This window comes from Celeribacter sp. SCSIO 80838 (genome assembly GCF_056498065.1).
In genome coordinates this window covers 611,806-631,291 of the sequence record NZ_JAZKMA010000001.1, presented here as the reverse complement: position 1 = coordinate 631,291, position 19,486 = coordinate 611,806, and the positions used below count along the sequence as shown (strand labels likewise).

17 protein-coding genes are annotated in these 19,486 nt (G+C 61.5%); 9 read left to right on the top strand and 8 right to left on the bottom strand.

The window, feature by feature from the left end:
- Positions 1-49 precede the first annotated feature (49 nt).
- The 5 genes from holA to V1475_RS03020 all read right to left on the bottom strand — a co-directional run bounded on the left by holA (position 50) and on the right by V1475_RS03020 (position 6,142).
- On the bottom strand, positions 50-1,075 hold the full coding sequence (gene holA / locus V1475_RS03040; RefSeq protein WP_479411569.1) for a DNA polymerase III subunit delta: 1,026 nt from the start codon (positions 1,073-1,075) through the stop codon (positions 50-52).
- Complete coding sequence (gene lptE, locus V1475_RS03035; RefSeq protein WP_479411568.1) at positions 1,072-1,563, bottom strand: LPS assembly lipoprotein LptE; 492 nt, start codon at positions 1,561-1,563, stop codon at positions 1,072-1,074. Before lptE ends, holA begins: the two co-directional genes overlap by 4 nt.
- The gene (leuS, locus tag V1475_RS03030; RefSeq protein ID WP_479411567.1) at positions 1,550-4,114 is read right to left on the bottom strand and encodes a leucine--tRNA ligase; all 2,565 of its coding nucleotides are present in this window, start codon (positions 4,112-4,114) and stop codon (positions 1,550-1,552) included. Before leuS ends, lptE begins: the two co-directional genes overlap by 14 nt.
- Positions 4,115-4,212: 98 nt before the next feature.
- Positions 4,213-4,782: a DUF3576 domain-containing protein gene (locus V1475_RS03025; RefSeq protein WP_479411566.1), complete on the bottom strand. Its 570-nt coding sequence runs from the start codon at positions 4,780-4,782 to the stop codon at positions 4,213-4,215.
- Between the two features lie 145 nt (positions 4,783-4,927).
- Entirely contained in the window at positions 4,928-6,142 is a 1,215-nt protein-coding gene (locus V1475_RS03020; RefSeq protein WP_479411565.1) for a porin, read from the bottom strand.
- 217 nt (positions 6,143-6,359) lie between these two features.
- Between V1475_RS03020 and V1475_RS03015 the strand changes: the two genes are divergently transcribed.
- On the top strand, positions 6,360-7,013 hold the full coding sequence (locus tag V1475_RS03015; RefSeq protein WP_479411564.1) for a YggS family pyridoxal phosphate-dependent enzyme: 654 nt from the start codon (positions 6,360-6,362) through the stop codon (positions 7,011-7,013).
- Between the two features lie 66 nt (positions 7,014-7,079).
- On the opposite strand, the gene V1475_RS03010 is transcribed toward V1475_RS03015, so the two are convergent.
- Together V1475_RS03010 and ribA are read right to left on the bottom strand one after the other, a co-directional pair.
- Entirely contained in the window at positions 7,080-7,571 is a 492-nt protein-coding gene (locus tag V1475_RS03010; protein WP_434290957.1) for a L,D-transpeptidase family protein, read from the bottom strand.
- A gap of 11 nt (positions 7,572-7,582) precedes the next feature.
- Positions 7,583-8,671 (bottom strand): GTP cyclohydrolase II, encoded by a 1,089-nt coding sequence (gene ribA, locus V1475_RS03005; RefSeq protein ID WP_479411563.1) that lies wholly within the window; start codon positions 8,669-8,671, stop codon positions 7,583-7,585.
- 169 nt (positions 8,672-8,840) lie between these two features.
- On the opposite strand from ribA, the gene V1475_RS03000 reads away from it, so the two are divergent.
- The 5 genes from V1475_RS03000 (at position 8,841) to V1475_RS02980 (ending at position 12,337) form a co-directional block, all read left to right on the top strand.
- Positions 8,841-9,527 carry a response regulator transcription factor gene (locus V1475_RS03000; RefSeq protein ID WP_066704619.1) on the top strand — a complete coding sequence of 229 codons (687 nt, stop codon included), beginning with the start codon at positions 8,841-8,843 and terminating at the stop codon, positions 9,525-9,527.
- Between the two features lie 217 nt (positions 9,528-9,744).
- Positions 9,745-10,533, top strand: a complete 789-nt coding sequence (locus V1475_RS02995) for an exodeoxyribonuclease III (protein ID WP_479411562.1) — start codon at positions 9,745-9,747, stop codon at positions 10,531-10,533.
- Positions 10,534-10,587: 54 nt separating this feature from the next.
- Complete coding sequence (locus V1475_RS02990) at positions 10,588-11,490, top strand: thioredoxin family protein (RefSeq protein WP_434289954.1); 903 nt, start codon at positions 10,588-10,590, stop codon at positions 11,488-11,490.
- A 26-nt stretch (positions 11,491-11,516) separates the two neighbouring features.
- Positions 11,517-12,152 (top strand): LON peptidase substrate-binding domain-containing protein, encoded by a 636-nt coding sequence (locus tag V1475_RS02985; RefSeq protein ID WP_479411561.1) that lies wholly within the window; start codon positions 11,517-11,519, stop codon positions 12,150-12,152.
- Positions 12,152-12,337 carry a Trm112 family protein gene (locus V1475_RS02980; RefSeq protein WP_066704610.1) on the top strand — a complete coding sequence of 62 codons (186 nt, stop codon included), beginning with the start codon at positions 12,152-12,154 and terminating at the stop codon, positions 12,335-12,337. Before V1475_RS02985 ends, V1475_RS02980 begins: the two co-directional genes overlap by 1 nt.
- Positions 12,338-12,373: 36 nt before the next feature.
- Here the strand turns inward: V1475_RS02980 and V1475_RS02975 are convergent, their stop codons facing one another.
- Positions 12,374-13,609, bottom strand: a complete 1,236-nt coding sequence (locus V1475_RS02975; RefSeq protein WP_479411560.1) for an FAD-dependent monooxygenase — start codon at positions 13,607-13,609, stop codon at positions 12,374-12,376.
- Positions 13,610-13,721: 112 nt separating this feature from the next.
- Here V1475_RS02975 and V1475_RS02970 point away from each other — a divergent pair, with 112 nt between their 5' ends.
- From V1475_RS02970 to V1475_RS02960, 3 genes are all read left to right on the top strand, one after another.
- Positions 13,722-15,032, top strand: a complete 1,311-nt coding sequence (locus V1475_RS02970; protein ID WP_479413947.1) for an amidase — start codon at positions 13,722-13,724, stop codon at positions 15,030-15,032.
- A 157-nt stretch (positions 15,033-15,189) separates the two neighbouring features.
- On the top strand, positions 15,190-16,371 hold the full coding sequence (locus tag V1475_RS02965) for an aminotransferase class I/II-fold pyridoxal phosphate-dependent enzyme (RefSeq protein ID WP_479411559.1): 1,182 nt from the start codon (positions 15,190-15,192) through the stop codon (positions 16,369-16,371).
- Between the two features lie 14 nt (positions 16,372-16,385).
- The gene (locus V1475_RS02960) at positions 16,386-19,469 is read left to right on the top strand and encodes a DNA translocase FtsK (protein ID WP_479411558.1); all 3,084 of its coding nucleotides are present in this window, start codon (positions 16,386-16,388) and stop codon (positions 19,467-19,469) included.
- Positions 19,470-19,486 lie beyond the last annotated feature (17 nt).

Here is a 19,486-nt window from a genome sequence, read left to right as displayed (position 1 = left end):
TTTGTTCCAATCTGGGATGTTTTTGCCGCCGTTCAAACTGCGTTTGCGCTCAGCGCCGTTGCGCCAACATGGCAAGCCGAATGAGCGCCCGCTCCATTACCGCCATGGTTGGGGCACGCGAGGCCGAACGCAGGGTCAGGTCCGTGTCGGTCAGAATGCCGAGCGCGGTTTCGAGTTTGTACATGCCCCAGTTCGACGCCTGCCGGGTCATCCGGTCGCGCCGCGGCCCGAAGATCGGCGGACGGGCTGCGGCGATACCGGCGGAGGCTCCATTCGGATGCGAGGCAGCGGCATGGAGGCTGCGGAAATGCCGCATGGTAAAGATCGACAGCGCCACCGGGTCGATCCCCTGGCCCGCGATCTTGACCATCAGCGGGCCAAGCTCGTTCGCCCGCCCTTCGGCCACCACGTTCAGCACATCGTCCACCTCGGCCTCTGTGGTCGCAGGCGCGCAGTTCTGGACATCCTCGCTGGTCACAGGGCTTGGGTCGCCGATCTTGTAGAGCGCGAGTTTCTCAAGAGTCTGGCGAAAATCGCCGGGATCGAGAATGCGGGCGAGGGCCTCAATGTCTGTCATCGCCTCACGCGAAATGTTGCCAACCCCGGCCTTGCCGAGGGTCGCCTCGATCTCCGCACGCGAAGGCGGGTCGGCATAGATCGCGATGGCGTAGGCGCTTGGGTGGCCTTCGAACAGCTTGCGCAGTTTCGAGGTGGCCTTGAGCTGACCGGCGGTGACGACGATCTGGGCATCGCCCTCGCGCCAGTCGAACAGCGCGTCCTTCACCGTGTCGCTGACCTGATCGGTGGCGTCTTCGACAAATGCGACGCGCGGACCGGGGAAAAACCCCTGTTCTTTGATGGCATCGAGCAGAAGCGTCTTGTCCTTGCGCAACTCGCCCCCGGCGATCCGGGTCAGTCGCATTTCCTCTTCGCCCTGCTTGCCGATCAGCCCCTCGATCACCTCTTGGCGGCGCAGCGCGATCCGCATGGCGTCGGGGCCATAGAGCAGCACCCCCGCTTTGCCCGGGTCGGGTTTGGCGAAATAGGACAGGGCATCTCGGGCGGCGAGTTTCATTCGGCGGGAGTGGGCGTTGCAAGGGTGATGATCTGGCTGACCATCTGATCGGCGAGGATCACCATGAGCCGGGCATAGGCGTCGCGCGAGGCGGTCAGCGTGTCGACTGACGAGCCGGTGGCGGAGTAGCTGGTGAAGCTGGAAACGAAGCGCGCGATGAGGGGCTGGCCGGTTGCGATGTTCAAAAGCGTATAGTTGACCTGACCTTCGACATGATAGCGCAGGATTTCCTGATCACGGGTGATGCCAACCTGCGACTCGGAGGTCGAGATTTTATAGGTGAGCCGGTAAAGCGGCATTTCCGAGGGGCCGAATTGCTCGGTCAGCCGTTTGTTCAGGTTGTAGCTTTCGCGATCCCACGGCGCGTCGATGTCGACTTTGCCACGGAGCGCAGCGCCTGCGCCCCCCGGCCCGTAAGCCGGGGAAAAGCCGCAGCCCGTGAGGGCTGCGAGCGAGATCAGGAAGGTTCTGCGATCAAATGACGACATTGACGATGCGGCCCGGTACAACGATGAGTTTCTTCGGCGACCCGCCATCGAGCGCCTTTTTCACAGCATCGTTTTCCAAGACCAGCTTTTCAACCTCTTCCTTCGGCATATCCTTGGGAACCGAGATTTCGTCGCGGCGTTTGCCATTGATCTGGATCGGCAGTGTCACCGTATCCTCGACCAGCATCGCCTCATCCGGCACTGGCCAGGCGGCCTGAGCGACAAGCCCTTCACCGCCCAGCATGGACCACATGTCTTCCGCAAGGTGCGGCGTCATGGGGGACATAAGCTGAGCCATGGTCTTGAGCGCAAAGCGTTTCGCCTCGCGACTCGCCTGAGACTTGGAGATCGTGTTGGTGAAGCCATAGAGCTTGGCGATCGAGGCGTTGAAGCCAAAGCTTTCGATGCCCTGAGTGACCTCGAACATCGCCTTGTGCGTGGCGCGCAAAAGCTCCTCGTCGCCCGTGCCTTGCTCCGGCGTGGCATCGAGTTCGGCGGCCAGACGCCAGACGCGGCCTAGGTGTTTGCTGGCGGCTTCGGCGCCCGAGGCGGTCCATTCCACGTCGCGCTCCGGCGGAGAATCGGAGAGCACGAACCAGCGCGCGGTGTCGGCGCCGAATTGCTTGATGATCTCGACCGGGTCCACCACGTTGTTCTTGGACTTGGACATCTTGGCGGAGGGGACGATCTCGACTTCCGTGCCATCTTTCAGGAAACCCTTGCCGTCGCGCAGTTCGACCTCTTCCGGATAGTGATACTTCGGACGGCCATCCGCACCTTGGGTCTTGTAGATCGCGTGGGTCACCATGCCTTGGGTGAAGAGCGCATCGAACGGTTCGCGCGCGCTGTCGGGCAGGTGGCCGGTCTCGTTCATCGCGCGGGCGAAGAAACGGGAATAGAGAAGGTGCAGAATTGCGTGTTCGATGCCGCCGATATACTGATCGACGTTCATCCAATACTCCGCATCTTCTTTCACGGTCGGCGTCGTGGCATGGGGCGCGGTGAAACGCGCGTAGTACCAAGAGCTGTCCACGAAAGTGTCCATCGTGTCGGTCTCGCGCAGAGCTGCGCCACCGCATTTCGGGCAGGTCGTGTTGCGCCAGGACGGGTGACGGTCGAGCGGGTTGCCGGGGATGGAGAAATCAATCGCCTTGCCATCTTCATCGAACGGCAGCTCGATCGGCAGGTTTTCTTTCTTCTCCGGAACCACGCCGCAAGCCTCGCAATGCACCACCGGGATGGGACAGCCCCAATAGCGCTGACGCGACAGGCCCCAGTCCCGCAGGCGGAACTTGGTCACGCCGTGGCCCACACCGTTTGCTTCGCAGAAATCGACAGCGCTGTTCACGCCCTGCTCGCCGGTTTGAAGCTCCTCGCCCGCGAAACCGCGAATGTATTTCACGGTTTCGGATTTCGTCGGAACAAAGGCTTCGGCCTCGTTCAACTCGCCTTCAATCGGCGCAAACACATAGTTGATCGGCAGGCCGTATTTGGTCGCGAAATCAAAGTCGCGCTGGTCATGCGCGGGGCAGCCGAAAATCGCGCCGGTGCCGTAATCCATCAGGATGAAGTTGGCGATATAGACCGGCAATTCCCACGACGTGTCGAAGGGATGGCGTACGGTCAAACCGGTGTTGAGGCCCAGTTTTTCGGCCTTCTCAATCGCTTCTTCCGTGGTGCCGCCTTTGCGGCATTCCTCACAGAAGGCGGCGATTTCCGGGTTCTCGGCGGCCAGTTCCTTGGCCAGCGGATGATCGGCGGAGATGCCTACAAAGGACGCGCCCATCAGCGTATCGGGACGCGTGGTGTAAACCTCGATTCGGTCGTGATGCGCGGGAGCGTTCGTGAGCGAGAACGCGAACTGAAGACCGCGCGATTTGCCGATCCAGTTCTTCTGCATCGTTTTGACCTTGTCCGGCCAGTTGTCGAGATGGTCGATGGCCTGCAACAGGTCTTCGGAATAGGCGGAGATCTTAAAGAACCATTGCGTCAGTTCCTTGCGCTCCACCGGCGCACCAGAACGCCAACCACAACCATCAATCACCTGTTCGTTGGCCAGAACCGTCATATCTACCGGGTCCCAGTTCACGGTCGCGTTCTTGCGATAGACCAGACCCTTTTCCAGCATGTCGAGGAACATTGCCTGCTGTTGACCGTAATACTCGGTGTCGCAGGTTGCGAACATTCGGGTCCAGTCAATCGAAAGCCCCAGAGGCTTCATCTGATCGACCATCGTGTCGATGTTGTTATAGGTCCAGGTCTTCGGGTGCCCTCCAGAGGCCATCGCGGCGTTCTCCGCCGGCATGCCGAATGCGTCAAAGCCCATTGGGTGCAACACGTTGAACCCGGTCGAGGATTTGTAGCGCGCCACCACATCGCCCATGGTGTAGTTGCGCACGTGACCGATGTGGATGCGGCCCGAGGGATAGGGGAACATCTCAAGCACGTAGTACTTCGGCTTGCTCTCGTCGCGCTTGGCGAGGAACACATCCGCCTCATTCCAGGCAGACTGCCATTTCGGTTCGATCTCGCTGGGCGCGTAGCGGCTCATGTTCACATCCTTCGTCTCAGACAAACGCCGGGCAGGAGGCCCGGCGTGGTCATAAATCCTTGGCTCTCCGGGGTCCAGAGGGCTTGTTTATCCCGGCGTCACTTGCCGGTGCGCAACTGGCGTGCGCGGGTGAGGATTGCGTCCTCGACGGCCTGAATGGTGTCCTGACTGACCGCACCACCCTTGGTATAGAGCGACACGTTCAACGTCCGGGCATCCAGCGCCGGGTCCGTCACGTGGATCACCGCGCGATAGGCGCGCCCGCCACCCGGCGGCGTGCCATAACCGGTGATGATCACGCCGGTAAAAGGATCGGCCTCTTGCACCGGCAGGAAGGACAGCACATCAAGCGCCGCGTTCCAGATGTATTTGTTGACCTGAACCGAGTCGGACACCGATCCGCGCCCGCCGCCAAAAAGGGTTCGGCGTTTCGGGCTCTCGATCACGATGGTCTCGCCGTTCGGGATCTCGACAACCTGACCGGTGGATTTCGTGTCTACGGTCTGCGTGGCGCCGTCTGTGGTCACTACGGTCTCTTTCTTGCCGCCGGAAAACGGCAGGGAGCCGAAGCTGTCGCCGACAGAACCGACGGAATCGAATGCGCCACAGCCCGAAAGCGTCAGCATCGCGGCCACAGAGGCGGCCAGTACATGGGTTGGGCGAAACATCAAGCGCTCCCTCTCAAGACATCGCGGCAACCGTATCGCCCGCCGGGCCAAGGAACAAGGCCCCAAGTGCAGGGAAGTGGGCGAGAAAAGAAAAGGGCCGCCCCGAAGGACGGCCCAATCTTTTGTTCTTCTGAACTTCTAAGAATTAGAAGGCGAAGGACAGAGCCAGCGTGGTGCCGTAGTTCAACTCGTAGCCACCGATGCCGGTGTCGATGTCGTCGAGGTCGCCGGATTCGTCGTAGTTGGTCGCATCAGCGTAGGAGGCCAGGAAGGACGCGCCGCCGCCGAGGTCGTATTCGGCCACGATGTAGGAGGCAAAGTCGTTGTCGGTTTCGTCGTCACCGTCGATGTAGCCAGCGGTCACAACGAGACCCATGCCGAAGTCGTAAGAGCCTTCGATGGCATACTCTTCTTCGCCGAGCACTTCTTCGTAGTAGGCAGCAACGGTGATCGGGCCGTCAGCGTAATCCACGGACACGCCGTATGCGTCATCTTCGGTCACGCCGGTCGCGTTGTCGAAGTCATAGGACACATAGTAGGCGCCGAGGGTCACCGGGCCAACCGGGTAGGCCACGTCGATGCCAACGCCGGTAACTTCATCGTAGTCCATGTAGGACAGGTTGAAGTCTGCACCGCCGAAGGTTGCGCCAAGGGTCAGGACGGCCATGTCTTCTTCGCCAACGGCGGTGAGGCCGAGGTCTTCGAGGCCGGACAGATCGTAAAGCACGTCTTCTGCGTAGAGCAGGCCAGCGTTGAACATGCCGAAGTCGTAGGCGAGAGCGATCTGGGAGTATTCCAGTTCACCGTTGGTTTTGTCGCCTGCGCCGGTGGAGCCACCGATCACAGTGCCGTCGGCTTTAGCGAAATCTTCGTCAACGAGGATGGAGGACACGGCGACGGAAAGCCCCATGTACTCAGCGGACAGCAGGATGCCGCCAGTGGCGTTGTTGTCCTTGCTGAGGTAGTCTTCGTAGTCGTCAGCGGCGTCGGCCGGAGCGAACAGGTCGTTGTCGTACAGAGCGGACACACCTTTGAAGGAGGCGTATGCGGTGTCGACGTCACCGAAGGACAGGGAGAACATGTCGTTGGACAGGGAGAGAACCCAGTCAGAGGAGTCGACGGTGCCCATGGAGAAGGTGTCGTCATCGCCGGACTCGAGGTCGACGTCGAGTTTCGCGGACGCGGTCCAGCCGTTGTTCAGCTCTTGGGACAGGTTCACGTAGAGGCCAGCGTCGTAGTAGAAGCCGCCTTCTGCGTCGTCGTTGTAGCCGATTTCTGCGTCACCGGACCAGGTCACTTCAGCGGAAGCGGCGCCAGCAAGAAGGGCGATCGCTGCGGAAGAAAGAAGGATATTTTTCATTTTTTCCCTCGTGGAATTTTGAATATCAGGCATGCCGGCTTACCCGACACATGGTCAGAGGAATGCGCCGAAGCGGGCTTTGGGTCAAGAAAACGCGAGGTGGCGGGCATAGCTCTCTGAAAAATGATGCAACTTAGCCACACACCTGTTGCATGGGATGCTCCCTGCGGCATAAGAAATCCAAGGAATGTGGGTTGCACCGTTTAAGGAGGCAGATATGGGGCTTGCCGAGATCAAGGATCGGGTCGAAACCGAAGCAAAACGTGTCGGGCGTGCGCCGGAAAGCGTCACTTTGATCGCCGTTTCCAAGGTTCAGCCCAATGAACGCGTCGAGGCGGTGCTCGAAGAAGGGCAGCGGGTTTTCGGGGAAAACAAGGTGCAGGAGGCCGCTGGCAAGTGGCCCGCGTTCAAGGACCGCTTCGACGGTGTCGAGCTGCATCTCATCGGACCGTTGCAGACCAACAAGGCGCGGCAGGCGATGGAATTGTTCGATGTGATTCACACGGTGGATCGTCCGAAACTCGCGAAAACCATTGCCCGCCTCGCCGAAGAACTGGGCCATTGCCCGCGTCTTTTCATTCAGGTGAACACCGGTGAGGAGCCGCAAAAGGCGGGGGTGATGCCTGCGGAAGCCGATGCCTTTATACAAGAGTGTCGTGATCTGGCGCTCACGGTCGAGGGGCTGATGTGCATTCCGCCCGCCGAGGAAGAGCCATCGCTGCATTTTGCGCTTTTGAAGAAAATCGCCGACCGGAATCAGATTGCAGGCCTGTCCATGGGCATGTCCGGCGATTTCGAAACCGCGATTGCACAGGGCGCGACTCACGTTCGGGTCGGGTCCGCGATCTTCGGTGAACGGGATTATTCCTGACGATTTTCAGTGTCGGCAAAACGTCGGACTTTTGTCGGACTTCCGTCGGACCCCTGAACGCTTAGATTAGCGAATGACCAATCGTGTCGCGGGCGTGATGCGTTCCGCGATCCAGCGCAGATGATCTGCGCGGAAGGCAACGCAGCCCTCGGTCGGGTGACGCGGTTTGCGCCAGCGGTGGACGAAGATGGCGGAGCCTTTCCCCGGTGTGGCATTCGGCCAGTTCCAATCGGTGATGATCACCAGATCATAAAGACGATCCGCGCGCCGCATTTTCTCATGGCTGGGTTTGAACGGCGCGCGCACGAGATGGTTGTAGGCGGGATGATCGCCTGCATCGCACCAAAGATCGCCGACGTGAATCTTGTCTCCGTTCAGCGCGGGAATGCGGTCGGCCCTATAATAGAGTGCGGGAAGGGCGTGACTGCCACGCGGGCTTGCGCCGTCGCCTTCGCGTTTGGTGTCCGAGATGCCGCCCTTGCCGATGGAGCAGGGAAAGCGGCGGCCCATGAAGCGCGCGCCCCAGCGGGTGACGACGATGTCGGTGGCTTTGAACATCGGACCGTTGCTCACAGAAGGTGCCCCGATTTGCGCGCCTTGGTGGCGAGGTAGGCTTCGTTGAAGCGATTCTCGCCGACCTTGAGCGGCACGCGTTCGGTGACGGTGATGCCCTGATCTTCCATCCGGGCGATTTTTTTCGGGTTGTTGGTCAGGAGGCGCACGGCAGAGAACCCCATCTCTTTGAGAATCGCCGCCCCGATGCGGAAATCGCGCTCGTCGTCCTCGAAGCCGAGGCGATGATTGGCCTCGACCGTGTCGAATCCCTGATCCTGCAAGGAATAGGCGCGCATCTTGTTGGCGTGGCCGATGCCGCGGCCTTCCTGATTGAGATAGAGCAAAATGCCTTCACCCTCTTCGCCCATCTGGTTGAGGGCGGCGTGAAGCTGCGGGCCGCAGTCGCATTTCAGAGAGCCGAAAATATCGCCGGTGAAGCAGGCGGAGTGCAGGCGGGCCAGCACGGGCTTGCTGCGATCCGGGCGACCAACCTCGACGACATAATGCTCTTCGCCGCCGTCCTCGGGGCGGAACACATGGACGCGGGATTTCTCGGACGCGATCAAAGGCACGCGGGCGTGAATCATATCGTGCAGCGGCGCGAGATCGGCCATCAACGGCAAAGCGGCCTCGACAGGCAGGACGGTGAGCCCGTTGGCGGCGGCGATCTCGAAGCCGTTTTCCACATCGACCATGACGGCAGAGGGCAGAAGGCGGGCGGATTTCGCCAGCGCAATCGCGGCGCGGGCACAGGTCGCATTGCCGCCGCGCAGAGAGCGGAACGGGCCTTTCATCGGATGGGTGAGATCGTCGGCGGGATCGGCCACCGCGTTGATCCAGTCGACATCGGCGTCAGTCGGCAGGATCAGACGGGCGAGATCGGAATCATAGGCGCGGGCGGAGAGGGTTTCGGCGCGCCGGGCGGTGATGGCGAGATAGGCCTCGCCCAATGCGCGCAGATCGCCCAGACGCTCGGTCGAAAGGTCTTCGGCGGCGACGGCGAGCGCATGGCCCACCTCGGAGCGGAGCACCACCGGCACCCCCATGCGCATGTCCGCGCGGGCGCGGGCGATGATCTCGGAGAGGGTGGGGGCAAGGCTCATGGCGGCGGTCCGTTGTCGTGTCAGAGCTCTGATGTAGCGATCTTTGTCATAAAGTGAAACATTTCGCGGTGATTTGACACGCTTGCGTGAGAGCTTTGTTGCAAATCTTGTTCTTTACCGCCGTCACGCTCAGATCACGGACAAGGCACAACAAAAGGAGGTCACTGCGATGGCCACTCTCAAGAAAATCCTGCTCGTCGACGACGATGACGATCTGCGTGAGGCATTGAGCGAGCAACTTGTGATGACCGAAGATTTCGACGTGTTCGAAGCCGATTGCGGCGCTGCGGGCATGGAGAAGTCGAAGGAAGGACATTACGATCTGATCATCCTCGACGTCGGCCTGCCCGACACGGATGGGCGCGAACTTTGCAAAAGACTGCGGAAATCCGGTGTGAAATGTCCGATTTTGATGCTCACGGGGCATGATACGGATGCGGACACCATTCTGGGTCTCGACAGCGGCGCGAACGATTACGTCACGAAGCCGTTCAAATTCCCGGTGCTTCTGGCCCGCATTCGCGCCCAGCTCCGCACCCATGAGCAATCGGAGGCGGCTGTTTTCCAGCTTGGACCGTATACGTTCAAACCGGCGCAGAAAATGTTGGTTACGGAGGACGACAAGAAAATCCGTCTGACCGAGAAAGAGACCAATATCCTCAAATTCCTCTATCGCTCGACCGAAGGCGTGGTGCCGCGTGATGTGTTGCTGCACGAGGTCTGGGGCTACAACGCCGGTGTGACGACGCACACGCTCGAAACCCATATCTACCGGCTGCGGCAAAAGATCGAGCCCGATCCCTCGAATGCGCGCATTCTTGTGACCGAGGCGGGCGGGTATCGTCTGGCGTCCTGAGATTTGGCGCGAGGCGGGAACCTTTTGTACCCGCCCCGCGTTGATCCCCTGAAGACCCCTCGCACATCGGGGAAATGATGTGCAGTCCCTCGTCCCTCGACTTACGCCCGGCCTTTGTGCCGGGCGTAAGTCGAGGGACGGGTTTGCACGGCTTTCGGGTGGTCACGGCCCGGACGGACGGGTAGGGTTCGGCGTAAATCTGATCCGAGGACCCGCCATGCCCTTTACCCTTGCCACCTGGAACATCAACTCCGTGCGTCTGCGCGAGCCGATCGTGCTGAAGCTTCTGGAAGAGGAGGCGCCCGATGTGCTCTGCCTTCAGGAGTGCAAATCGCCGGTGGAAAAAATCCCGATGGAGGGCTTTCGGGCGCTTGGGTACACGCACATGGTGGCGCGCGGGCAGAAGGGTTACAACGGGGTTGCGATCCTCTCGAAACTGCCGCTTGAGGAGGCCGGTGCGGAGGATTACGCCGGGCTCGGACATGCGCGGCATGTGGCGGCGCGTCTGGAAAACGGTGTGACGATCCACAATTTCTATGTGCCTGCGGGCGGCGATGTGCCGGATCGCGAGGTGAATGAGAAATTCGGCCAGAAGCTCGATTATCTCACCGAGATGCGCGATGCGTTTCATGCCGGGAAACCGGAGAAATCCATCCTTGTCGGCGATCTCAACATTGCCCCGCGTGAGGACGATGTCTGGAACCACAAGCAGTTGTTGAAAATCGTGTCGCATACGCCCGTCGAGGTCGAACATCTGGCGCAGACGCAGGATGCTGGCGGTTGGGTCGATGTCACGCGGCAGGATATTCCCGAGGGTCTGCTCTATTCGTGGTGGTCTTACCGGGCGAAAGACTGGAGTGCGGCGGACAAGGGGCGTCGGCTCGATCATATCTGGGCGACCGGGGATATTTCGAACGCGGCGCATGGCAGCCGGGTTCTGCGTGCAGCGCGGGGCTGGGAACAACCGTCGGATCACGCGCCGGTCTTTGCGACGTTCGATCTTTAAAACTCATGCATGAAGGCGCATATAGAACGCCAAACAGATAGGGGAGAACCGACAATGGATCTCGGACAAACCAACGGCGCCGCGCATGGCGCATATGTGAAAGATGTTACCGAGGCCGATTTCATGGCCGAGGTGATTGATGCCTCTCAGGAAACCCCTGTGATCGTCGATTTCTGGGCACCCTGGTGTGGCCCTTGCCGTCAACTCGGCCCGGCTCTCGAAGCCGAGGTCGGGGCCGCCGGTGGCAAGGTCAAGATGGCCAAGGTCAACGTCGACGAAAACCAGATGATCGCGGGCCAGATGCGCGTGCAGTCGATCCCGACCGTCTATGCCTTTTATAAAGGGCAGCCGGTGGATGGGTTCCAAGGCGCGCTGCCGCCGTCGCAGGTCAAGGAATTCGTGACCAAGATCGCTGCGCTGAGCGTGGACGAAAGCCTCGCCGATGCGGTCGCGGCCGCCGACGAAATGTTCGAAGCCGGTGAGATCGACGACGCGGCACAGACCTATGCCGCGATCCTCGAGGAAGACGACAAACTGGCCGGGGCCTATGCCGGTCTTGCCAAATGTCATCTCGCGAAAGGCGAGCTGGATCAGGCCGAAGCCGTGCTGAACGGCGCGCCTGCCGAGGTCTCGCATGACGCAGCGCTTGAGGCGGTGCATGCCCAGATCGCTCTGGCACGCGAGGCGGAAAACGCCGGTCCTGTGGCAGAACTGGCGGCCAAGGTCGAGGCCGACCCGACCGACATGCAGGCGCGGTTTGACCTTGCCGTGGCGCAACATGCCGCAGGGCAGGTCGAAGAGGCCGTCGCAACGCTTCTGGCGGCGTTCAAACAGGATCGTGAGTGGAACGATGGCGCGATCAAGGAGCAACTGTTCAAAATTTTCGACAGCCTCAAGCCCAGCGATCCGATCGTTCTGAACGGACGTCGGAAATTGTCGTCGATGCTGTTTGCCTGATCGCGTTTGCGTTCTAACTTTAGACCATGTTGAGCGCAGCCGATCTTCCCGAGACGATCCCCGTCTTTCCACTGCCCGGGGCACTTTTGTTGCCCCGGTCTCGCCTGCCGCTGCATATTTTCGAGCCGCGCTATTTGCAGATGATCGAAGATTGCATGAAAACGCCCGCGCGTCTGATCGGCATGATCCAGCCGCGCAGCGGGGCGGGGGCCGGAAAGCTCAACACCATCGGCTGTGCCGGACGTCTGACGGCGTTTTCCGAGACCGAAGACGGGCGCTACATGATCACGCTCACCGGCGTGTCGCGGTTCCGGCTTCTGGCGGAGACCACCGGGTTCTGCCCCTATCGCAAATTCACCGTGGACTGGTCCGATTTCGTGGCCGATCTCGGTGCCGCGGAACACGATCCGGGGCTGATGCGCAAACCCTTCATGGACCTGCTGAAACGCTATTTCTGCGAAGAGGAATTGCGCACCGATTGGGAAAGCCTCGGTCAGGCCGAAGACGAATTGCTGATCAACTCGCTTTCCATGCTCTGCCCGTTCAGCCCCGAGGACAAACAGGCGCTTTTGGAAGCGCCCTCCCTTTCCACCCGCCGCGAAACGCTTATAACGCTGATGGAATTCGCGCTGCATGGCGGCTCTGACGAGGATATGATGTGATGGATGCCCAACCGACTTTCGACCGCCGGATGATCGAGGCGCTGGTCTGCCCGCAAACCCATGGCGTTTTGAGCTATGATGCGGAGAAACAGGAACTGATTTCGAAAACCGCAGGCCTCGCCTATCCGATCCGCAACGGCATTCCGATCATGCTGGTGTCCGAGGCGCGCAAACTCGAAGACTGAGCGCCCGTTTCCTTTGCTGCCGAAATACTCAAGCGCTCAAAGTGCCACACCGCGCAGCAGTTTGGGGATGTCGCCATTGACCCCCGCCGCCTCGCGGATTGCGGCGCGTTTCAGCCCACCCATCGCGTTCACCGCGCCCATGCCGATGTCCCGCGCCACGCGCAGGAAGGGATTGTCGTTGGAAAACAGCTTGTTGAAGCTGTCGGTCATCAGCGCCATCGTCGCCACATCGAACCGTCGCCATTGCGCGTAACGCGCCAAAACGTCTTCGCGCCCGATGTCTTCGCCGCGCCGATGCGCCTCGACCAAGACTTCGGTCAATGCGCCGACATCCTTGAGCCCGGCGTTCAGACCCTGACCCGAGATCGGGTGCATGCCGTGCGCTGCATCGCCGACAAGGGCGATGCGCGGGGCGGTAAAGGCATTCGCCAAGGTGATGTTCAAAGGATAGGTAAAGCGTTTCCCGGCCAGTGAAATCTCGCCCAGAAAATCCCCGAAACGCGGCCGCAGAACGGCGAGGTAATCCTCATCGGAGAGCGCCTGAATCTCGTCGGCGAGCTTGTCTTTTTCGGTCCAGACGATGGAGCTTTGATTGCCCGGCAGCGGCAGGATCGCCAGCGGGCCGGAGGGCAGGAAATACTGATGCGCCGCACCGTTGTGGGGTAGCTCGTGCGAGATGGCGCAGACCAGCGCGGTCTGGCCATAGCCCCAGCCGGTGCGTTTGATCCCGGCGCGCAACGCGGTGCCGGATTGGCGTCCGTCGCAGCCGACGATCAGCTTGCCTTCGATTTCGGTGCCGTCGTTCAGTGTGACTGTCGCGCCATGCAGCGTGACGTCTTGCGCGATGACTTCGCCTTCGACTTGGGTGATTTTTGGCTGGTCGTCGAGCGCTTCGAGAAAGGCCTGACGGATATAGCGGTCCTCGACCATGTAACCCATCGGGCTCTCGTCAATCTCGCCGTCGCGGAATTCGAGCATGAAAGGCGCGGGGCCTTCGCCGGGTTTGCCGTCGGTGACTTTTACGTCGAGGATCGGCTGGGCATGCGCCGCCACCTTGCCCCAGATGCCAATCGCTTTCATCAATTTGTAGGACCCGAGCGAGAGCGCATAGCCGCGCCCGTCGAATTCATCGCTGATGCGAAGGCGCTTCGGCAGGCTGTCGATGAGCGTCACGGTCAGGCCCGCATTTGCGGAGGCCAGCGCCAGAGCAGGGCCATTGAGGCCACCGCCAACAATGATGAGATCGCTTTTGGGCATGGTGTTCTGGGTCATGAGAGCCTCCTTGTCGCAAATATGACGCGCGAGACGGGATTGTCCATGCGCTCCTGCGCCGCTACTTTGCGACGGCAACAGGAAAGGGCGGACGATGGTCGAGTATACAGAGATGAGCATGAGCGATCTTGGGCGGGCCATCGGCAGGGGCGATGTCGATCCGCGCGATCTGGCGGCGGCGTTTCTGGATATGGCCAAGGCGCATCCTTTTGCGGATCGGATTTATGCGCGGATGATGGAAGACCGCGCCATGGCGGAGGCGGAGGCGGCCTATGGGCGTGCCCGCGACGGGGTGCGGCGCGGGCTTTTGGACGGGGTTCCGGTGTCGTGGAAGGACCTGTTCGACACGGCGGGCGTGGCGACGGAGGCGGGATCGGCTTTGTTGAAAGACCGCGTGCCATTGAGGGACGCCGAAGTGCTCCGGCGCGCAACGAACGCGGGGCTTGTGGCGCTGGGCAAGACGCATATGTCGGAACTGGCGTTTTCGGGGCTGGGGCTTAATCCGGTGACGGCCACGACGCCCTGCGTCAACGATCATGCCGCCGTGTCGGGCGGGTCGTCTTCGGGGGCGGCGGGGTCGGTCGCGTTCAGGTTGGCGCCCGGTGCGATCGGGTCGGACACCGGCGGGTCGGTGCGCATTCCGTCGGCGTGGAACGATCTTGTCGGGCTGAAAACCACCGCGGGGCGTATTCCGCTGGAGGGCGTTGTGCCCTTGGCGGCGGCGTTTGACACCATCGGACCTCTGGTCAAGACGGTGGAGGATGCCGCAGAAGTGTTCGCCATTCTCCACGGGTCGCCTGCGCCGGATCTCAAAGGCGCGACGTTTAGGGGTAAGCGTTTGCTCGTGCTTGAAAACGTGGTGTTCGACGACATCCGCGACGCGCCTCTGGATGCGTTTGAGGCGTCGGTGCAGAAATTCCGGGAGGCCGGGGCGGAGGTGATCCGTGCGGAGATACCGGCGGTCACCGAGGCGATGGACCTGTCCGGCATTCTGTTTACCACCGAGGCCTATGCCGAATGGCGCGAGGTGATTGAGGCCAATCCCGATGTGATGTACCCGCGCATTCTTGAGCGGTTCCGCTCGGGCGGGGTGTTTAATGGCGCGGATTTCGTCGCCGGGTGGAAGAAACTCGCGCATCTGCGGGCGGACTATCTTGCGGCGACGGCGGGCTATGACGCGGTCATCCTGCCGACCGCGCCGATCCTGCCGCCCAATGCGGAGCGGCTGATGACGGATGCGGAGTATTACGTCACCGAAAACCTTCTGGCGCTGCGTAATACGCGGGTCGGCAACCTCATGGGGCTGACCGCGCTGACGCTTCCGACCGGGGTTCCGTCCTGTGGCGTGATCCTGCAAACGCCGCCGATGAGCGAAGCACGGCTGTTGCGGCTGGGTGCGGCAGCTGAGGCGGCGCTCGCGTGAGTGTTCTGGCCTGAGTGTTCTGGCCTAAAAGTCACAACCATTGCGGGAGGGCGCTTGGGCGGCCCGTCTTTTTCTGGACCAATCGGCCCGGCCCGGTTATCTTGATCCCAAACACCCGGGCGAAAAGATCCGGAAATACAGAGGCAGTAGCAGTTTCATGATGTTCCCTGAGCGGTTTTCCAACCTGCCGGAATACGCCTTTCCGCGTTTGCGGAGCCTTCTCGACGCGCATGCGCCGGGGGGCGAGGTCCTGCATATGACCATCGGCGAGCCGCGCCACGCCATGCCGCCGTTTGTGGGCGACGTGTTGGCGGAAAATCTCGCGGGCTTTGCAAAATATCCGAACAACAATGGCACAGACGCGCTTTTGGACGCCATTGCCGGGTGGCTCAAGCGCCGTTTCGGCGTGAGGGTCGATCCCGTCACTGACATCATGGCGCTCAACGGCACGCGCGAGGGGTTGATGAACGCCTGTATCGCGCTCTGCCCGGAAACCAAGAATGGCAAACAGCCGGTCGTGCTGACGCCCAACCCGTTTTATCAGGTCTATGCCGTTGCCGCGACGACCATCGGGGCCGAACCGGTGTTCGTGCCTGCGACGCGCGAGACCGGATTTTTGCCGGATTACGCGGGGTTGCCCACAGAGGTTCTGGACCGTACGGCGATTGCCTATATCTGTAGCCCGTCGAACCCGCAGGGCGCGATTGCCTCGCGCGATTATCTGCGCGATTTGATTTCGCTGGCGGAAAAACACGATTTCAAAGTGTTTTCCGACGAGTGCTATTCCGAGATTTACCGCGACGACGTGCCCGTCAGTGCCTTGCAAGTGGCGCGCGAGATGGGGGCCGATCCCGAGCGCGTGGTGATTTTCCATTCGCTCTCGAAACGCTCGAACCTTCCGGGGCTGCGCTCCGGCTTCGTGGCCTCGGGACCGGAGAATATGCTCCGCATCCGGCGGCTTCGCTCCTATTCCGGCGCACCGCTGCCCGGTCCGATTCAGGCGGTTTCGGCCCGTGTCTGGGCCGATGAGGAGCACGTCATCGCCTCGCGCAAGCTTTACGTCGAGAAATTCGACATGGCCGACGAGGTGTTTTCGGGCATTCAAGGCGCGCAGGCGCCGCAGGCGGGATTTTTCCTTTGGCTGCCGGTCAATGACGGCGAAGAGGCGGCGATGAAGCTTTGGACAGAGACCGGTGTGCGGGTCTTGCCCGGGGCCTATCTGTCGCGCGAGGTGAACGGGGAGAACCCCGGCAAGCATTACATCCGGGTCGCCCTGGTGGCCCCAAAAGAAGAGACACAGCGCGGGCTGATCCAGCTCCGCGACTGTTTGTACGGTTAAGGTAAGAGGCAGGCATGGCATCCTATCAGGCACGTGGTCGCGATCCGCTGTTCGACAAAAACACCCAGATCTTGCTGGAACGCCGGGGGCAGGAGCTGATCGGGCTCGGTCTCGTGGCGGTCGGGCTGATCTTTGCGCTGCTGCTGGGAAGTTACGCGCCGGAGGACCCGAGCTGGTTGTCGGCGACGGAAGCGCCGGTGAACAATATTCTCGGGCGTTTCGGCGCCTCGATCGCCTCGCCTCTGATGATCATCGTCGGGGTGGCTTCCTGGGGCTTTCCGCTTGGGTTTGCGGCCTGGGGTCTTCGGTATCTGTTGCACCGGGGCTCTGATCGAGCCTTGTCGCGGGCGGTCTTCGTGCCGATCGCCATTGCGGTGGCGGCGATCTATGCCTCGACCCATGCCTCCAGCCTGCCGCAATCTTTCGGGGGGCTGTTCGGCGATACGGTTTTGGCGGCGCTGATCCAGATCGTGCCTTTCGGTGCGGCGCTCAGCCTTAAATTTCTGGCCTTGCTGTCGTTCTTTACGGCGCTCGCGCTGGCGTTGTTCGCCTTCGGGTTTACCCGCGCCGAGATGATCGACCTCGGGCGCTATCTGCTTTGGGGACTGGTGTCGCTTTATGCGCTGATGCTGCACCTGATGGGGCGCAGCGCGCGCGGGTCGGTGCATCTCGGCCAGCGCATGGCGGAGAAGGCGGCGGCGCGTCGTGAGGCGCGCCGGGAAGAGCAGCGTCAGATCGCCGAGGAACAGGCCGCCTTTGACGCCCAGATGCGGCAGACGCAACAGACGCAGCAGGCCGCGCCTCACGGGTCGCGGGTGATCCGTGCCGATGTGCGCGAGGCGCATGTTTCCGCATCGGTTGCGGCGCCGGTCGCGGCACCGATGCCCGCGCCGGAGGTGGAGGCCAAGCCGTCGCTCTTTGCCAAGATGCCGACGCTTTTGAAACGCAACACGGTGGAAGACCCGGAGCCCGAGCTGATCGAGCCGGATCTGGCCCCCGATGTGGAGATGCTGCCGGGGCAGGACGACCGCATCCGTTCGAAGATCGCCAATGTGATCAACTCGCGGGCGCGTGCCGGATCGCGGGCGATTGTGCCGGGCGCGACCCGTGTCGAGCCGCCGATGAGTGCGGCGCAAAAGGCCGTGGCGAAATACAAGAAGGGCCCACGCCCGATGATCCTCGACACGACGCGCCCGGCGACGCCGCCGCTCAGCGCACCTGTGGCGGAAATGATCGATGTGGCGGAGCCTGTTGAGGCCTATGACGCCTATGATACGGGTTACGACGGCTACGAGGCGCAGGCTTATGAGGCGCCCCGGTATGAGGCCGCCGGTTATGAGAGCGATGGCTATGAGACGGATTACGTTCCGCTCGAAGCCTATGAGACAGATTACGAAGATGCCTATGAGGCGCTGGAGACGCCGGAGTATATCGCGCCGCAGCCCGCCCGGTTCGAACCTGCGCAACCCGCAGCCCCCGAGGCGAAACGCGTGGTGCAGCACCCGGTGCGCAAACCGGTCGTGCCGTCGAAACAGGCCCAGGCAGAGGCGCAGCCCAGCCTGAAATTCGACCCGAAAGAGGCCGAATACGAGGTTCCGCCGCTGTCTCTGCTGGAGAACCCGGTCAATATCGTGCGGCATACGCTGTCCGACGAGGCGCTCGAAGAGAACGCCCGGATGCTGGAGAATGTGCTCGACGATTACGGTGTGAAGGGCGAGATCGTGTCGGTGCGTCCGGGGCCGGTCGTGACCATGTACGAGCTCGAGCCCGCGCCGGGTCTCAAGGCCAGCCGGGTGATCGGTCTGGCGGACGATATTGCGCGTTCGATGTCGGCGCTGTCCGCGCGTGTCTCGACCGTGCCGGGGCGCTCGGTGATCGGGATCGAATTGCCGAACGAACACCGCGAAATGGTGTCCTTCCGCGAGATTCTGTCGGGGCGCGATTATGGCGACGGCAAGCATTCGCTGCCGCTGGCGCTTGGCAAGGATATCGGCGGCGATGCGGTTGTCGCGAACCTTGCGAAGATGCCGCACTTGCTGATTGCCGGGACCACCGGGTCCGGGAAATCGGTGGCGATCAACACGATGATTCTGTCGCTTCTCTACAAGCTGACGCCGGAAGAATGCCGGATGATCATGATCGACCCGAAGATGCTCGAACTCTCCGTTTACGACGGCATCCCGCACCTTCTGAGCCCGGTTGTGACCGATCCGAAAAAGGCGGTTGTGGCGCTGAAATGGGTCGTCGCAGAGATGGAAGACCGCTATCGCAAGATGTCCAAAATGGGCGTGCGCAACATCGACGGCTATAACGGGCGCGTCAAAGAGGCGCTTGCGAAGGGCGAGATGTTCTCCCGCACGGTGCAGACCGGGTTTGACGAGGAGACCGGCGATCCGATTTTCGAGACCGAGGAATTCCGGCCCGTCGCGCTGCCGTTCATCGTCGTTGTCGTCGACGAGATGGCCGACCTGATGATGGTGGCGGGCAAGGAGATCGAGGCCTGTATCCAGCGTCTGGCGCAGATGGCGCGGGCCTCGGGGATTCACCTGATCATGGCGACGCAGCGCCCCTCCGTGGACGTCATCACCGGCACGATCAAGGCGAACTTCCCGACGCGGATTTCGTTTCAGGTGACCTCGAAAATCGACAGCCGCACCATTCTGGGCGAGCAGGGCGCCGAACAGCTCTTGGGCATGGGCGACATGCTCTACATGGGCGGCGGTGGCCGGATCACCCGCTGTCACGCGCCGTTCGTGTCGGACGAGGAGGTCGAAAAGATCGTTTCCTACCTCAAGGCCTACGGTCCGCCGGATTACGTCGGCGGGGTGGTCGAGGGGCCGGATGACGAGAAATCCGCCGATATCGACGCGGTTCTCGGGCTTGGCACCGGTGGCAATACCTCGGGCGAGGATGCACTTTACGATCAGGCGGTGGCCATCGTGATCAAGGATCGCAAATGCTCGACCTCCTACATCCAGCGCAAACTGGCGATCGGCTATAACAAGGCCGCGCGTCTGGTGGAGCAGATGGAGGACGAGGGTGTGGTGTCGCCTGCGAACCATGTCGGCAAGCGCGAGATTCTGGTGCCGGAGCAGTAAGCTCACGCGGAGTTCCG

What these genes read in the sequence shown, in the direction of transcription:
- lptE (WP_479411568.1), bottom strand. Translation starts at nt 1,563, where the DNA reads ATGTCGTCATTTGATCGCAGAACCTTCCTGATCTCGCTCGCAGCCCTC.
- V1475_RS02995 (WP_479411562.1), top strand. Translation starts at nt 9,745, where the DNA reads ATGCCCTTTACCCTTGCCACCTGGAACATCAACTCCGTGCGTCTGCGC.
- V1475_RS02985 (WP_479411561.1), top strand. Translation starts at nt 11,517, where the DNA reads ATGTTGAGCGCAGCCGATCTTCCCGAGACGATCCCCGTCTTTCCACTG.
- leuS (WP_479411567.1), bottom strand. Translation starts at nt 4,114, where the DNA reads ATGAGCCGCTACGCGCCCAGCGAGATCGAACCGAAATGGCAGTCTGCC.
- V1475_RS02975 (WP_479411560.1), bottom strand. Translation starts at nt 13,609, where the DNA reads ATGACCCAGAACACCATGCCCAAAAGCGATCTCATCATTGTTGGCGGT.
- V1475_RS02965 (WP_479411559.1), top strand. Translation starts at nt 15,190, where the DNA reads ATGATGTTCCCTGAGCGGTTTTCCAACCTGCCGGAATACGCCTTTCCG.
- V1475_RS02990 (WP_434289954.1), top strand. Translation starts at nt 10,588, where the DNA reads ATGGATCTCGGACAAACCAACGGCGCCGCGCATGGCGCATATGTGAAA.
- V1475_RS03010 (WP_434290957.1), bottom strand. Translation starts at nt 7,571, where the DNA reads ATGTTCAAAGCCACCGACATCGTCGTCACCCGCTGGGGCGCGCGCTTC.
- V1475_RS03025 (WP_479411566.1), bottom strand. Translation starts at nt 4,782, where the DNA reads ATGTTTCGCCCAACCCATGTACTGGCCGCCTCTGTGGCCGCGATGCTG.
- V1475_RS03015 (WP_479411564.1), top strand. Translation starts at nt 6,360, where the DNA reads ATGGGGCTTGCCGAGATCAAGGATCGGGTCGAAACCGAAGCAAAACGT.
- ribA (WP_479411563.1), bottom strand. Translation starts at nt 8,671, where the DNA reads ATGAGCCTTGCCCCCACCCTCTCCGAGATCATCGCCCGCGCCCGCGCG.
- V1475_RS03000 (WP_066704619.1), top strand. Translation starts at nt 8,841, where the DNA reads ATGGCCACTCTCAAGAAAATCCTGCTCGTCGACGACGATGACGATCTG.
- V1475_RS02960 (WP_479411558.1), top strand. Translation starts at nt 16,386, where the DNA reads ATGGCATCCTATCAGGCACGTGGTCGCGATCCGCTGTTCGACAAAAAC.
- holA (WP_479411569.1), bottom strand. Translation starts at nt 1,075, where the DNA reads ATGAAACTCGCCGCCCGAGATGCCCTGTCCTATTTCGCCAAACCCGAC.
- V1475_RS02980 (WP_066704610.1), top strand. Translation starts at nt 12,152, where the DNA reads ATGGATGCCCAACCGACTTTCGACCGCCGGATGATCGAGGCGCTGGTC.
- V1475_RS03020 (WP_479411565.1), bottom strand. Translation starts at nt 6,142, where the DNA reads ATGAAAAATATCCTTCTTTCTTCCGCAGCGATCGCCCTTCTTGCTGGC.
- V1475_RS02970 (WP_479413947.1), top strand. Translation starts at nt 13,722, where the DNA reads ATGAGCATGAGCGATCTTGGGCGGGCCATCGGCAGGGGCGATGTCGAT.